Origin of the sequence: Salegentibacter tibetensis (assembly GCF_020164485.1) — a bacterium.
GTDB lineage: Bacteria > Bacteroidota > Bacteroidia > Flavobacteriales > Flavobacteriaceae > Salegentibacter > Salegentibacter tibetensis.
Window position 1 is genome coordinate 67,566 of the sequence record NZ_JAIQZA010000012.1, and the last position, 15,168, is coordinate 82,733.

15 protein-coding genes are annotated in these 15,168 nt (G+C 38.5%); 6 read left to right on the top strand and 9 right to left on the bottom strand.

Annotated elements, in window-relative coordinates; genetic code table 11:
- The first annotated feature begins 13 nt into the window (after nt 1-13).
- Nucleotides 14-1,366 (top strand): dicarboxylate/amino acid:cation symporter, encoded by a 1,353-nt coding sequence (locus LB467_RS08270; RefSeq protein WP_224473564.1) that lies wholly within the window; start codon nt 14-16, stop codon nt 1,364-1,366.
- On the opposite strand, the gene LB467_RS08275 is transcribed toward LB467_RS08270, so the two are convergent.
- Both LB467_RS08275 and LB467_RS08280 read right to left on the bottom strand, forming a co-directional pair.
- Nucleotides 1,363-1,776: a thiol-disulfide oxidoreductase DCC family protein gene (locus LB467_RS08275; RefSeq protein WP_224473565.1), complete on the bottom strand. Its 414-nt coding sequence runs from the start codon at nt 1,774-1,776 to the stop codon at nt 1,363-1,365. The genes LB467_RS08270 and LB467_RS08275 overlap by 4 nt on opposite strands.
- 2 nt (nt 1,777-1,778) lie before the next feature.
- The gene (locus LB467_RS08280; protein WP_224473566.1) at nt 1,779-3,965 is read right to left on the bottom strand and encodes an endonuclease MutS2; all 2,187 of its coding nucleotides are present in this window, start codon (nt 3,963-3,965) and stop codon (nt 1,779-1,781) included.
- A gap of 47 nt (nt 3,966-4,012) precedes the next feature.
- Here LB467_RS08280 and LB467_RS08285 point away from each other — a divergent pair, with 47 nt between their 5' ends.
- The gene (locus LB467_RS08285; protein WP_224473567.1) at nt 4,013-4,678 is read left to right on the top strand and encodes a uracil-DNA glycosylase; all 666 of its coding nucleotides are present in this window, start codon (nt 4,013-4,015) and stop codon (nt 4,676-4,678) included.
- Between the two features lie 2 nt (nt 4,679-4,680).
- Here the strand turns inward: LB467_RS08285 and LB467_RS08290 are convergent, their stop codons facing one another.
- The 7 genes from LB467_RS08290 to LB467_RS08320 all read right to left on the bottom strand — a co-directional run bounded on the left by LB467_RS08290 (nt 4,681) and on the right by LB467_RS08320 (nt 11,419).
- Nucleotides 4,681-5,256: a hypothetical protein gene (locus LB467_RS08290; protein ID WP_224473568.1), complete on the bottom strand. Its 576-nt coding sequence runs from the start codon at nt 5,254-5,256 to the stop codon at nt 4,681-4,683.
- A gap of 30 nt (nt 5,257-5,286) precedes the next feature.
- The gene (locus tag LB467_RS08295; RefSeq protein WP_224473569.1) at nt 5,287-6,138 is read right to left on the bottom strand and encodes a substrate-binding domain-containing protein; all 852 of its coding nucleotides are present in this window, start codon (nt 6,136-6,138) and stop codon (nt 5,287-5,289) included.
- Complete coding sequence (gene ppk1 / locus LB467_RS08300; RefSeq protein WP_224473570.1) at nt 6,135-8,189, bottom strand: polyphosphate kinase 1; 2,055 nt, start codon at nt 8,187-8,189, stop codon at nt 6,135-6,137. Before ppk1 ends, LB467_RS08295 begins: the two co-directional genes overlap by 4 nt.
- A gap of 95 nt (nt 8,190-8,284) precedes the next feature.
- Nucleotides 8,285-9,154 carry a nucleoside phosphorylase gene (locus LB467_RS08305; RefSeq protein ID WP_224473571.1) on the bottom strand — a complete coding sequence of 290 codons (870 nt, stop codon included), beginning with the start codon at nt 9,152-9,154 and terminating at the stop codon, nt 8,285-8,287.
- A gap of 1 nt (nt 9,155) precedes the next feature.
- Nucleotides 9,156-10,088 carry a DUF1835 domain-containing protein gene (locus LB467_RS08310; protein ID WP_224473572.1) on the bottom strand — a complete coding sequence of 311 codons (933 nt, stop codon included), beginning with the start codon at nt 10,086-10,088 and terminating at the stop codon, nt 9,156-9,158.
- A 27-nt stretch (nt 10,089-10,115) separates the two neighbouring features.
- Nucleotides 10,116-10,466 (bottom strand): translation initiation factor, encoded by a 351-nt coding sequence (locus LB467_RS08315; RefSeq protein WP_224473573.1) that lies wholly within the window; start codon nt 10,464-10,466, stop codon nt 10,116-10,118.
- Between the two features lie 2 nt (nt 10,467-10,468).
- Nucleotides 10,469-11,419, bottom strand: coding sequence for an isopenicillin N synthase family dioxygenase (locus tag LB467_RS08320; RefSeq protein WP_224473603.1), 951 nt, complete (start codon nt 11,417-11,419; stop codon nt 10,469-10,471).
- A 127-nt stretch (nt 11,420-11,546) separates the two neighbouring features.
- Here LB467_RS08320 and LB467_RS08325 point away from each other — a divergent pair, with 127 nt between their 5' ends.
- From LB467_RS08325 to LB467_RS08340, 4 genes are all read left to right on the top strand, one after another.
- Entirely contained in the window at nt 11,547-13,553 is a 2,007-nt protein-coding gene (locus LB467_RS08325) for an alpha-ketoacid dehydrogenase subunit alpha/beta (protein ID WP_224473574.1), read from the top strand.
- Between the two features lie 129 nt (nt 13,554-13,682).
- Nucleotides 13,683-13,844: a DUF1328 domain-containing protein gene (locus LB467_RS08330; RefSeq protein ID WP_070055250.1), complete on the top strand. Its 162-nt coding sequence runs from the start codon at nt 13,683-13,685 to the stop codon at nt 13,842-13,844.
- A gap of 90 nt (nt 13,845-13,934) precedes the next feature.
- Nucleotides 13,935-14,417 (top strand): lipocalin family protein, encoded by a 483-nt coding sequence (locus tag LB467_RS08335; protein ID WP_317196354.1) that lies wholly within the window; start codon nt 13,935-13,937, stop codon nt 14,415-14,417.
- A gap of 15 nt (nt 14,418-14,432) precedes the next feature.
- On the top strand, nt 14,433-15,131 hold the full coding sequence (locus LB467_RS08340; protein ID WP_224473575.1) for an OmpA family protein: 699 nt from the start codon (nt 14,433-14,435) through the stop codon (nt 15,129-15,131).
- Nucleotides 15,132-15,168: the final 37 nt, after the last annotated feature.

Consider the following 15,168-nt stretch of genomic DNA (forward strand, 5'->3'; position numbering starts at 1 on the left):
AAATTTACTTAGCATGAAAAAACTTGCACTGCACTGGCAGATTTTACTTGGAATGGCTGCCGGGGTAATTTTTGCCCTTATTCTTACCAATTTTAGCTGGGGTTCAGAGTTTATTGGCGACTGGATAAAACCCTTCGGGAATATTTTTATCAATGCTTTGAAACTTATTGCAGTGCCACTTATTTTGGCGTCTTTGGTAAAAGGTATTTCAGATTTAAAAGATATTTCCAAGCTTTCCAAAATGGGAGCGCGTACCATTGGGATTTATATTTTTACCACCATAATTGCGGTGACTATAGGTCTTGGAATGGTTAACCTTATTAAACCAGGAAACGCCATTACCGCAGAAACCCAGCAGGATCTTATTACAAGTTATGAGGGTGATGCTTCAGGGGTTAAAGCCTCTGCAGACCAGCAAAGAGAATCTGGCCCGTTAAAGGCTTTAGAGGATATAGTTCCTGAAAATATTTTTGCCGCAGCGGGTGATAATGCCAATATGTTGCAGGTAATTTTCTTTGCTATCTTCTTCGGAATCGGGCTTATTCTTATACCTGAAAAAGCCGCAAAACCGGTGAAAGATTTTTTTGATGGTTTCAATGAAGTTATCCTTAAAATGATTGATCTCATTATGCTGGCAGCTCCTTATGGTGTGTTTGCACTTTTAGCGGCATTGGTGGTAGAGTCTCCCAGCACCGATCTTTTTGCCGCTCTTGCAATGTACGGGGTAACCGTTTTAATTGGTTTGGCCTTAATGATTGGTTTCTATATTTTATTGGTATGGGTAGTAACCAAAAACAAACCGTCTTTCTTTGTTAACGGAATTGCTCCAGCCCAATTATTAGCTTTTTCTACCAGTTCCAGCGCCGCAACCTTGCCGGTAACCATGGAAAGGGTAGAGGAGCATATGGGGGTAAGCAGGGAAGTTACCAGCTTTGTGTTACCAATTGGAGCAACGATCAATATGGATGGGACCAGCCTTTACCAGGCTGTAGCTGCAGTATTTATTGCCCAGGCTTTTGGAATGGACCTTAGTATTGGTGCTCAGCTTGGGATTATCGCCACTGCTACTTTAGCCTCTATTGGCTCAGCTGCTGTTCCCGGAGCGGGAATGGTGATGTTGGTGATTGTACTTGCCCAGGCAGGAATTCCGGAAGCAGGGTTAGCACTTATTTTTGCGGTAGACCGGCCTTTAGATATGTGCCGGACTATGGTAAACGTTACCGGTGACGCTGCAGTTTCTTTAATGGTCGCAAAATCTGTTAACAAGATGGGACCGCCTAATGTAAAGGAGTGGGATGATCATTATCACCCGGAAGGTGATGAAGAGCAGGAGAAATCTGAAGTAAAAGAAAAGGAAAAAGCCTAGTCCAGGAACTTAGCTTTTAAGTCTGGAGTGGGTATCATGCAGGATTCTTTTTTTCCATACCATTTGTAGCGGTTATTAGCTACAAAATTATAGATGCCATCTCGCATTCCTTCGGGAATAAAAAGGAAGTTTTTCAGAAAGGAATAACCGCCTGAAAGTTCGCGGGAAATTTCCAGGGCTGCGGTAGATTTTTGGTAATAAGCCACGCCGGGATCAATAAGAATGATAGAATCCAGTTCTTCTGGATCCATTCCGCGTTCTTCTACCAGTTTTTGCCCTATTTCGCTTTGTAGGGAGGCAAATCGGAAAATATCCTTTTTGTCACGCTCTATTATAAAAGTCACAGCGCTGCTGCATAGGTTGCAAACACCATCAAAAAGGATGATTTTTTTGTCTTTTGGAAGCTCCATACTTATTTCTTTTTCATTGCCTGCACTAACTCGAGTTTCTCCACATCTACCTGCGTGGTGAACATTCCGTAGTTTATAATTGCTTTTCCTTTCTCAATTTTATCTAAAGTACCCACAGAGCGGCTATCTTCTAATCTTACTCTATCTCCAATTTTCGGTGGAATCTTGGGTTTATTAGCTTCCTGACGTTCTTTTTCGGTAGTTTTTTCCTTTTCTTCTTTCTTCTTTTTCCGAATTACATCAACCTTCTTCTTAACTTCCTGCTGGACTTTTTTCTCTTTCTCCTTCTGGATTTTTACCTGCTTGGCCGATTCTTTTTTACGTTTGGAATTTTCAATTTCTACAAACTTCAGGAACTCGCCAATAAGTTCTTTTTTCTTTTTATTCTGAAAGTATTTCTCGCTCAGCTCATTCACCTTTTGCCCCATATAAATGAGTCGCTGGTTGCTGTCATACAACTCCTGGTAGCTTTCCAGTTTCTGCTGAATCCTGGTATTTGTTTCTTCCAGCTTATCTTTTTCTATGGCCGCTTTTTGCTCTTTCGTTTTTAGCGAATCGGTGGTTTTTTGAAGTTTGGAACGTTCCTGCTGAAGTTTCGCAATACTTCTGTCAAACCTGATTTTTCCTTTTTCAACTTTCTTTCGAGAGCGATTAATCAGGCTATATGGAATTCCATTTTTCTGAGCTACTTCAAAGGTAAACGAACTCCCGGCTTCCCCAACCTGAAGTTTATAAATGGGTTCCAGACTATTCGAGTCAAAAAGCATATTGGCGTTGCTCATATTTGGCATTTCGTTGGCCAGCTTTTTAAGATTTGCATAGTGTGTGGTCAAAATCCCGAAAGATTCCTTTTCATAAAAAACTTCAAGGAAAGTTTCAGCTAAAGCCCCGCCAAGTTCCGGATCACTTCCGGTTCCAAATTCATCGATTAAGAAGAGCGTTTTATCATCACATTTCCGCAGAAAATAATTCATATTCTTGAGTCGATAGCTGTACGTACTCAAATGATTTTCTATAGACTGGTTATCGCCAATATCGGTTAGGATTTTTTCGAATAGGCACATCCGGCTATATTCGTGAACCGGAACTAAAATTCCGCTTTGCAGCATTAATTGCAATAAACCTACGGTTTTTAAAGTAATACTTTTTCCCCCGGCATTAGGACCCGAAATAACGATAATCCTGTTGTCTTTTGTCAGTTCAATACTTTGTGGATATGTTTTATCTCCTTTTTTCTTATTGCTTAAATAGAGTAAAGGATGATATGCATCTTTTAATTGCAGCTCCCGTTCTTTGGTGATTTTTGGCAGTAAACCATTGGTCATTTCAGCATATTTAGCCTTTGCTGCAATAACATCTATCTCACAAAGCAAATCCTGATAATCTATTAAAAGAGGCTTAAACGGTCTTAATCTATTGGTGAGTTCTTTTAAAATCCTTTTTATTTCCTCTTTTTCTTCATACTCGAGGTTATTGAGCTCCCGGGTGTATTGATAAGTGGCTTCCGGTTGAATATAAACAATGCTTCCGGTCTTTGAATTTCCTAAAATTCCGCCTTTAACCTTACGGCGATGCATTGCGGTAACGGCTAAAACCCTGACATTCTCTACCACACTTTCCCGAATTTCATCTAAATATCCATAGGAATGATAGGTGGTAAGTGCTTTGGCAAAACTGGAATTAATCTGACCTTTTACCTGATTAATTGAACGTCTAATCTGTTGCAAATGTGGCGTAGCATCATCTTTTAACTCCCCAAATTTATTGATTACCGCACCAATACTATCTACGATTTCGGTAGTATATTCTATTTCTGAAGTCGTTTCAAATAAACTGGGATAATATTCCTGAAACTTTCTGAAAAACTTGATGTGGGTATTTACGGTTTCTGAAAGACTCGAAATCTTTCTGAAACTCCCTATTTCCAGGATAGAATCTTCGATTTCCAGGGTTCTTAATTCATTCTTAATCGAATCGAAACCGTGATTTGGAATTCGGCTGTCCCGGGTTTTGGAACTCACATACTCATTGGTTTGGTGAAGTCCAAAAAGTGTTTTTTTACCCGTTTTATAAGGGTGAAGTTTTAAAGCTTTCTCTTTTCCCGGTCCTGTGATGCATAAATCTGAAATTTGCTGACAAACTACAGGAAATTCAAGGTCTATAAGGCTTTTTGATGCAATTTTAATCATAAATAAATTTCCCTACTTTTGAGGTTCTGCAAATTTACTCAATTAAAATGAAGGTAGAGATACACCCCAGCTGGAAAAAAGAACTGGCCGAAGAATTTGAAAAAGAATACTTTAAAAAGCTGGCTGAATTCGTGAAAACTGAATATATCGAAAACACTTGCTATCCTAAAGGTAAAGATATTTTCTCGGCATTTGAACACGCCACTTTTCCCGAAACCAAAGTTGTTATTTTAGGCCAGGATCCATACCACGGTCCGGGGCAGGCCAACGGTCTTTGCTTTTCGGTAAATGATGGGATTCAATCTCCGCCATCGCTCCAAAATATCTTTAAGGAAATCCAGGAGGATATAGGAAAATCGGTTCCAGATACCGGTAATTTAGAACGCTGGGCAGATCAGGGCGTTTTATTGTTGAATGCTACTTTAACGGTTAGAGCTCATCAGGCGGGTTCACACCAGAAGAAAGGCTGGGAACATTTTACCGATAGGGTGATAGAAATTATTTCTAAAGAAAAGGAAAATGTGGTTTTCTTGCTTTGGGGAGGTTATGCAAAAAAGAAAGGAGCCAAAATTGACTCCTCTAAACATCTTATTTTAACAAGCGGACATCCTTCTCCATTAAGTGCCAACCGTGGTTATTGGTTCGGCAATAAGCATTTCAGCAAAGTAAATGCTTATTTAAAGGAAAATGGCAAGCAACCTATAGACTGGTGATTTTAGAATCTAAACCCAAGGTTCACATTGAATTGACCTACAACGGTGGGAGAATTTTCATTGAATAAATTTCTACCAATTCCGGTACTTAAATCAAGGAAGAAACCTCCGGTAGAAACGAATTTACCTCCAACGCCAAATCCGAGTGCGAAGTCGGTGTAATCTTCGTATTCATAATATCCATAACCATCTGGTCTGGTTACATAATTATTGTCATATTCCCCGCTGGAAAGCATTCCAAAGCCGTGAACATAAAATCCGCGGGCATAATTATCCCCAAAGAAATATTTGTATTTCCCCGTTAGTGAGAAATCTTTATAAAAAGCATCGCCGATATCTTCGTTGTCACGATCTAAAGCCTTAATAAAACCTTCAACTGCCCAACTGGAATTTTTGTTTATAATTCGTTCGTAAGTGATGTCTAAAGCACCAAAAGCGACCAGGTTGAGCGCACCAATACTTAATTCATTCTGAGTGATGTCTCTCTTCTCAGGCTTGGTAATTTCATTGTTTTGAGAATCTTGTGCGTAGGTAATTGAAGTGACAAATACGAAAAGAAGTAAAAATATTTTTTTCATTTAATGAGGGGTTTGATTGATGAATAATGGCTACAAATTATAAATAAATTCTGAAGATGGTTGTTTTTTTGAGATTAAATTGAGTTCTAATAATTTATCCTGTACTTTTTCTACCTCAGCTTCAGAAATCTGCTCCTGACTCCAATGAGTGATATCCAGCCATTTTTGGATGTCCTCTAAACGCTGATCGTACCTTTCGGCTAATTTTTCGGCAATTTTAGGAAGTTTCTTAAAGCGTTGTGTTTCCTTATTTAAGATCTCCAACATCATTTTAATTCGGTGTGGTTCATTTTTTAAACTTTCGTTCCTTGCAGCAATTACAAAACACGGCCAGGGGGTGGGGCAATCTGCCAGTCTTCTGAAAGTATGATTGTCTACCAAAGGCTTAGTGGTAAAATGTTCCCACATAAAATACTGGGCTTTATCTTCGCTTAGCGCTTTTACTGCTCCATCCAAATCTTTTACAGTTTCGAACTGAAGATCATCTGTATCCCATTCGTGATTTTGCGCATTTACATAAGCCATAAGATGTGAGCCGCTACCTCTGCGGCTAATGGCTGCCCTGGTATTTTTTAGCTCTTCAACCGACTTGTATTGAGAACCTGCAGCCACGTGAATTCCCCAAACCAGGGGAGAGCCGATATAGGTTTGTACGATCTTGCTTTCATTTCCAGAAATGATATCTTTTAAAACCCCTTCAGTCAAAATAACTGCCACATCAATTTCCCCTGAACGCAAAGCCTTGTTCATTGCCCCGGTACCCCCAGGGAAATCTTTCCAAACTACATTAATGCCGCGGGCCTCAAAAAGATTTTCTTCAATGCACAAATGCCACGGAAGGTTAAAATGTTCCGGTACGCCACCTACTTTAATCGTTTTCATGAGCTATGTTTTTCCTTTAAATAATTATAAATCTCGTATTGTGACCGTACTGGTCTGTCAGTTTTCTTCCGGTTTACGTAAATATTTTTCTCATCGGCATCCTGAATCCTTGCTTTTACATTGTCGTTTAACTGAATCTCCAGAATTTCTTTAAATTCCCGGGCCACATCTTTATCCAGAACAGGAGAGAGCACCTCTATACGGCGGGAAAGGTTTCTCGCCATCCAGTCTGCACTACCGTAATACATCTTTTCATCACCACCATTTTCAAAGATGTAAATCCTGCCGTGCTCTAAATAACGATCTACAATACTGGTAATATAAATATTTTCACTTAAACCTTCAACTCCCGGGATTAAACAGGTAAAGCCCCGAACCAGCAGCCTAATCTCTACTCCGGCATTACTGGCTTTGTAGAGTAAATCTATTATTTCCGGATCTTCAAGGCTGTTCATTTTGGCCGTGATCTTCGCTTTTTTACCTTTCTGTGAGTAGTCAATTTCGTTATAGATAAGTTTTATAAATTCCTGTCGTGTCGAAAATGGGGAGATCAATAGGTTTTTTTCCCTTGGAATAATCAATTCTCCTTCCAGCACTTTAAATAATCGTGATAATTCTTTCGCGATTTGTTTGTTAGAAGTGAAAATAGCGTGATCACAATATATTTTTGAAGTTTCACTATTGAAGTTTCCAGTCCCTATATAGGAATAGTTAACCAAATCTTTGCCTTCCATACGCTGCACAAGCATAATTTTGGAATGTACCTTAATTTTTGGGTAAGAATAAATTACATTGGCGCCTTTTTCTTCGAACTTACGGCCCCAAATAATATTATTTTCCTCATCAAATCTGGCTTTGGCTTCCACAAAAACCGTAACCTGTTTTCCGTTTTCCAAAGCTTTTAATAGCAAGCTGGTCAACCTGGATTCATCGGCCACACGATATAAGGAGATTTTTATCGCGACAACATTCTTATCGTTTACCGCCTGTTCTAAAAAATTTTCTACATAAGCAAAAGACATATATGGGAAATGCACCGCCTGGTCTTTTTCTGAAATCGTATCAAAATAATTCTTTGATTTTGATAAAGCCTTATGTTCTATTTCGGGCAGTTTTTCATAATGCAAATCGGCATTATTCGTGGGATCGGGGAAGGAAAAGAAATCGTTGAAATTATGATATTTTCCGCCGGGCATCATGTCTATTTTACCAAGCTTCAGTAGTTTCCTTACTTTCTTATGAAGAAAATCGGGCATTTCAGCATCGTAAAGTAAACGCGTAGGCTGGCCATCGGTTCTTTGGGCAAGCGAATCGTATATTTTTTCAGCTAAAACACCTTCATAAATATCTTCGATATAAAGCTCGGCATCACGGGAAAGTTTAATTTCATAAACCCCTTTAATACTTTGATCTTTAAATATGGAACTAACCTGGCTCCTTACAATTTCGTCCAGATAGGTAATTGAATTTTCTTCCCCATCGCCCTCCAGCTTTACAAACCTTCCGCAGGCATCAACAGGGATATTTACAATCCCAAGTTTTTCCTTATTGGTGAAACTTACTACCAAATACAATTCAGCATTTTTTAGAAACAGCTCTTGTTCTTTTTCAGGGTCAATTAGCTCGGGATTAATATGATCTTTTACCTTCTGCTGAAAATAGTTTCTTGCAAATTCTTTTTGAATCTTATTAAAATGTTCGGCATCTATGAGGTAAATGCCATTCTTAGCGAGTTCAGGCAGGATTTGCTTTTGGTAAATCTCCCCGAATTTATGCTGCTGAAGCTTAACTTCCTCAAGAATTTCCTTGGTGGTTTTTGTAGGTTTTAAGGCAAGTTTTTTACGAATACTTTTTTCAACGCGCTTCATTTGCCGAAGCTGGGCAACCCTAACTCTGAAATATTCATCCAAATTTGAAGAGAAAATAGCTAAAAAACGAATCCGCTCGTAAAGCGGATTTGTTTTATCTTCAGCTTCCTGTAAAACTCTTGCGTTAAAACTCAACCAATTAAGGTCTCTATGCCTTAATGGAATATCTTTTGGTTCGTGCATTATTGATTAGTGGTTTAATCAAAAATACAAATAAGGGCATAGGAATGCTTTTAATTTTCTGTTAAATGCTCGCTAAGCGAGATTTGAGATATTTCCTAATTCACCAATTGCTCTAAACTATATTGAATAAGACCGTCTACGGTATTCTTCGGATTTTCAGAAAAAGTTCCTGCTGCACGATTGGCAATTACAGCATTCATTGAAATCGCATTATGGCCAAGTAGTTTTGATAAACCGTAAATGGCTGATGTTTCCATTTCAAGATTGGTAATTTTCCTGTTATTGAAAGAAAAGGAAGCCAGTTTATCGTTCATCTTATCATCCTGAAGCGCTAAACGTAAAATCCTGCCCTGTGGTCCATAAAAACCAATATTTGTACCTGTAATGCCTTTATGAATCTCCTTAGACTCCATACGGGCAATAAGATTCTCGCTGCCATCTACTACGTAAGGTGCAGCTTTCTTCTCGAACCAGTTTAAATGTTTAATAAAAGCTTCTGCAAATTCTGAATTCTGAATATGCTCGCTATCATAGAAATGAAGTAACCCATCGAAACCAATAGCACTTTCACTAATTAAAAATGAATCTACCGGGATTTCTTCCTGAATAGAACCGGTGGTACCAATTCTAATAATATCTAAACTCGTAATTTCTTTCTTAAGCTCTTTGGTTTCAAAATCTATATTTACCAGCGCATCCAGTTCATTTAGTACAATATCAATATTATCAGGGCCAATTCCCGTGGAAATCACGCTGATGCGTTTTCCGTTATAAAATCCGGTTTGTGTATGGAATTCCCGTTTTTTGATCTTAAATTCAATTTTATCAAAGTGTCTTGTAATTCTTTCAACACGATCGGGATCGCCAACAAAGATTACGGTCTTAGCTAAATGTTCCGGGAGTAAATTTAAATGATAAACACTTCCATCAGTATTTTGTATAAATTCTGAAGCTTCTAATGGCATATTATAGTTTTAAAACTTTATGGGAATCGGCATCGTATAAAAAATCAAAAACTCGCGCACCTCCCAGACAATCATCATTTTTAAGTTCCTGGTAAAAATTTTTATTCTGGTCTAAGGCATCCCGGCCTTTTTCGGTTAAAATTACCCGGTCTTTCTCCAAAGTATAGAAAATGGATAATTTTTGTAACACTCTTTCCATTTGAGAATCGCTATAACCATAATAACCCTGGTATTGTAAAGCGTAGCCTAATAATTGATTTATAGAAGTAATATGCTGATTCTCGACTAATCGAAGCACATTTCGCTCCAGTGAATTGATACCGGTTTTACTGTTTGGAAACCGCTCTATATGGGCCCTGATACAGCTTGAAAGGTATTCAAAGTTAGAAGTTTTCTTAATTTGTTGCTTTAATTTCATAGGATCGTTACCACAATACAATTCCCAAACCAAACTTGCAATCTCCAGGTCTTCTTCCTGTAGCTGAATTTTCTTATTAAAATGATTCAATAAATGCTTTTCCGGAAGCCTGGAAAGTGGTAAAAATTCATCTTCCCCTTTTTGACGTTTACTGCAAACCAGGTAGAAAGGAACCTCAGGTTTATGTTCACGGTAAAAACTAATGGCCGCCAGCATATTTATATGGCAAAAAAGATCGAATTCAAACCAAAGAACCACGTGATCATAATCTTTGGCTGCTTTTAGCTTCTTAAGTTGAGAAACAAATCGTTCCTGGTAATTCTCAGCAGAAATACCGTAGGTTTCTTTTAAAAATTTCGTGCGTTGTTTAATGAATTTAGAAGATCCTACTTCCTTAAAAGAAGGACCTTCGCATAGCAACTCCCGCCAAACAATAATTTGGCCGGGAAGATCGAGTTCTTCAACCTGTTCTGTTAAACTATCTCCATTTATAATATGCAGTGCTGAACTATTCATAGGGGGAATTTAAAAAGTAGGTGGAGCTTAACCACCTACCCGTTTTACATTATAACCGTCTTTTCTAAGGAGTTCCATAATCTTTTCCCGATCATCTCCCTGAATAATAATCTCACCATCTTTAGCTGAACCGCCAACACCGCATTTTTTCTTCAGCTTCTTGCCAAGAATCACTAAATCATCATTAGTGCCCTGGAAACCTTTAATAATGGTTACGGTTTTTCCTCCACGACCTTTACTGCTAAAATGAGCTTCCAGCTGTTGGTCTTCGGGTGCCAAAGTTTCATTGGTTTCTTCGTGTTCGTTTCCTTCAAAATCATCATTTGTAGAAAAAACAAAACCGCCTAAGTCCTCAAGCCCCAGTTTTTTCTTTGCCATACTTATTTTTTTAGGAGTCCGATTTCTACCAGGCGTTGGTGTAAAAATTCGCCGGCAGTAATATCTTCGTATTGTTTTGGGTTTTCTTCATCTATACATTCTTCCAGACAATCAAGGCGCATTTCGCTTCTTGGATGCATAAAGAAAGGTATAGAATATCTTGGTTTGCTCCATTCTTCTTTTGGCGGGTTAATTACGCGATGAATTGTAGAACGCAATTTATTGTTGGTGTGCCTTTCCAGCATATCCCCAACGTTTATCACTAACTCGTCTTCTTGTGGCACAGCGTCAATCCATTCGCCATCTTTTCGCAAGACCTGTAAACCACCGGTAGATGCTCCCATAAGCAAGGTAATAAGATTTATGTCTCCGTGAGCGCCCGCTCTTACTGCACCTTTTGGTTCTTCGGTAATTGGAGGGTAGTGGATTGGCCTTAAGATACTGTTTCCGTTACTGGCCCAGTGATCAAAATAATGCTCTTCAAGTCCTATATATAAAGCTAAGGCCCTTAATACATAAATACCGGTTTTCTCCAGCATTCGGTAGGCTTCCATTCCTACTTTATTAAAATCCTTAAGTTCAGAAACCTGAACGTTTTCGGGGTATTCTTCGGTTAGATTGGCATCTACAGCAGGTTCCTGTCCAAAATGCCAAAACTCTTTAAGATCACCTTCTTTTTTACCTTTCGCGTGTTCTTTTCCGAAGGAAATATAACCACGCTGGCCTGCCAGGCCTTCAATTTCATATTTCTTTTTCACCTCTAAAGGAAGGGCAAAAAAACTTTTTACTTCTTTATATAAATTTTCTTCCAGCTCATTATCAAGAAAATGGTTCTTTAAAGCTACAAAACCAATCTCCTCATAAGCCTTACCAATTTCATCAACAAACTTTTGTTTTTTGTTGGGATCTTCAGAAAGAAAATCGGCAAGATCTACGCTGGGTATATTATTCATCGCCATAATATGCTTTGTTTTTTGTAAAATTAACACACAAAGTTAATTAAAAATACGGAGCTGCCGAGGCTTTTTATATTTCTTAGCATTTATATTTTTGGTTACATTTGGTAAACAAACACACGTTATGCAAGCAAATTTTTCAGTGGAACCCACCATAAATTTTGAAAAAGATAAACTCGGTTCTGAACATTTATTAGAACTGTATTCGTCGCTTTTAAAGCCTCGTTTAATTGAAGAAAAAATGCTTATCCTGCTTAGGCAGGGAAAAATCTCCAAATGGTTTAGCGGGATTGGGCAGGAAGCTATTTCTATAGGTGTTACCAAATCTCTTAACGCAGATGAGTATATATTGCCAATGCACAGAAACCTGGGAGTGTTTACTTCGCGGAATGTGCCTTTAAACCGACTTTTTTCTCAGTGGCAGGGCAAACAAAACGGATTTACAAAAGGGCGCGACCGCAGTTTTCATTTTGGCACCCAGGAATATAAGATTATAGGAATGATCTCTCATCTGGGCCCACAGCTTGGCGTAGCCGATGGGATTGCCTTAGCGCATAAACTGAATAATGAAAATAAGGTAACCGCCGTCTTTACCGGGGAAGGAGGAACCAGTGAAGGCGACTTTCATGAAGCCCTTAATATTGCTTCGGTTTGGGATTTACCGGTTTTGTTTTGTATAGAAAATAACGGGTACGGACTTTCAACACCCACCAACGAACAATATCGCTGCAAAGATTTGGCCGATCGGGCCAAAGGTTACGGAATGGAATCTTATATTATAGATGGGAATAATATTATTGAAGTGTATACCAAAGTATCAGAGATCGCTGAAAGTATAAGAGAAAACCCAAGACCTGTTTTACTGGAATTCAAAACCTTTAGAATGCGTGGGCACGAGGAGGCCAGTGGCACCAAATATGTACCCGAAGAATTAATGCAATTCTGGGAGCAAAAAGATCCTGTAGAAAATTTCAGGAAGTTTTTGTTGGATGAAAATATCCTTTCTGAAGAGCAGGACGTTAATTTTAGAAATGAAATTAAAGCTGAAATAGATATAAACCTTAAAGAAGCGAACGAAGAAATAGCTTCTGAATTCGATGAAACTAAAGAGTTAAATGATGTTTTTCAGGAGTTTGTGTATCAGGAAGTTAATCATGAACTGAATAGCGAAAACATAAGATTTGTAGATGCTATTGCACAAGCTGTAAACCAATCTATGCAAAGGCATAATTCCCTTGTTTTAATGGGGCAGGATATTGCGGAGTATGGCGGAGTCTTCAAAATTACCGAAGGACTTATAGAGGAATTTGGAAAAGATCGGGTTAGAAATACCCCTATTTGTGAATCGGCTATAGTTGGAACTGCAATGGGGCTTTCCATTAATGGAATGAAAGCGATGGTAGAAATGCAATTTGGGGATTTCGTGAGTTCTGGCTTTAATCCAATTGTGAACTACCTTGCGAAAAGCAACTATCGCTGGAATCAGAATGCCGATGTGGTAATAAGAATGCCTTGTGGAGCAGGAGTGGGAGCAGGACCATTTCATAGCCAGACTAACGAAGCCTGGTTTACTAAGGTTCCCGGCTTGAAGGTTGTTTATCCTGCATTTCCGTACGATGCAAAAGGTTTGCTGAATACCGCATTTAACGATCCAAACCCTGTCTTATTTTTTGAACATAAAGCACTTTACCGAAGTATTCGCCAGGAAGTACCGGTAGATTACTATACCTTGCCGTTTGGAAAAGCTTCGGTATTAAAAGAAGGAGAAAAACTTACAATTATAACCTATGGCGCCGGAGTTCACTGGGCTTTGGATACTCTAAATGAAATGAAATTAGAAAATATAGAGTTGATAGATCTTCGCAGCCTGCAACCTTTAGATAAAGAGACCATAATTAATTCGGTTAGAAAGACAGGGAAAGTCCTTATACTAACCGAAGATTCCCTTTTTGGTAGTCTGGCCTCAGAGATTTCAGCGATTATTTCAGAAGAATGTTTTGAGTTTTTAGACGCCCCGGTAATGCGGCTGGGCAGCGGTGAAACCCCAATTCCATTCGCAACAGCTCTGGAAGAAGGCTATCTTCCGAAGAAAAAATTACGGGAAAAAATTCAGCGATTAATAGACTATTAATAATAAACGGCTAAAAAATTGCAGATTTTAAGAATCCTTAACAGTTTTGCTGTTAAAGTATTAATAATCTTTTGCCACAGTACTACTCCTGCTGTAATTTTGGTTCTAACTAATCAAAACTCTAATATTATGATACGTCTAATCGTTATTTTCCTGATCATAGCCCTGGTAGCTGCCATTTTTGGTTTTGGCGGGATTGCTGAAGGTTTCGCAGATATTGCTAAAATAATCTTTTATATCTTTCTTGTATTACTTGTTATTTCACTAGTAAGCAGGCTTTTTAGAAGATAAAAACATATAAAATTAAAGAATAAAATCCAATGTATTGCGCCAGGTGATGATCGGCAAACATTGGGTTTTTATGTATAACCCAAATAACTAATGATGAAAAAAATATTTGTACTTGGCTTTATAGCCGTGCTTTTAGCGGCCTGTGGTCCCAGTAAAACCGCAAAGGAAGCCAGAAAGACCTTTAATGGAAACTGGACACTTACCAGTGTAACCTACCCGAATAGTTCAGGTGAGTTTGATGTAACTTTATTAAATGACGCTAACGCCTCCTGCTTTGAGAATAGTAGCTGGAATTTTGTATCCAATAATAACCGTGGTGCTTACACTGTGCAGGGTACGAATTGTAGTGGTGGCCAGCGCTACTTTATCTGGTCTATAGACGAAGAAAATACCCCGGAAGGAATCTTTGATTTTTTATTGAAACCTACCGATGAAGATTATAAATCTACCACCGGAAACCAGGGGTTCCGTATGAATTTGAGATCACTTTCAGAAGACCAAATGGTTTGGGAGCAATCTGTAATGCTTGAAGGTTCTCCATTTGTGATAAGAATGAATTTTTCTAAATTTTAATTAAATTAATTTACTATGAAGACTACTATAAACAGAATGTTTGCAATTCTTTTTGCAGCAACTTTACTTTTTAGTTGTGATGCCACTAAGAATGCAAGTAATAAACAAAAAGGAACCGTAATTGGTTCTACCGGTGGAGCCGTTATTGGCGGAGTTATTGGAAACAACACAGGTGATGGAAATACCGCACTTGGAGCTATTATTGGTGGAGTTGTTGGTGGTGCGGCCGGTGCAATTATCGGTAACCGTATGGACGAACAAGCCAAGCAAATTGAGGAAGAAATTCCCGGAGCAGAAGTTGAAAGAGTTGGTGAAGGTATAAACGTAACTTTTGATGAAAGTAGCGGCGTATATTTTGACACTGAAAAATACAATATCAACTCTAAATCACAGGCTACCTTAAATAAACTAGCCGATATTTTTAAAGAGTATCCAGATTCTAATATCCTCGTAGAAGGGCATACCGATAGTACCGGTAGTGAAACTTATAACCTTACCCTTTCTAAAAACAGAGCACAGGCCGTGACTAATTATTTAACGAGCCAGGGTCTTAGCAATGGCAGGTTTGACACAAAATGGTATGGTGAATCCCAGCCAAAATTTGATAACGAAACTGCTGAAGGCCGTGCAAAAAACCGAAGGGTAGAGCTGGCAATTGTAGCTAGTGAGGAATTAAAAGAGGAAGCAAAGAAAAAAGCTGAGCAACAGAATTAATTTTTTACAACTCAAACAATTATTAAATCCCGGAAAA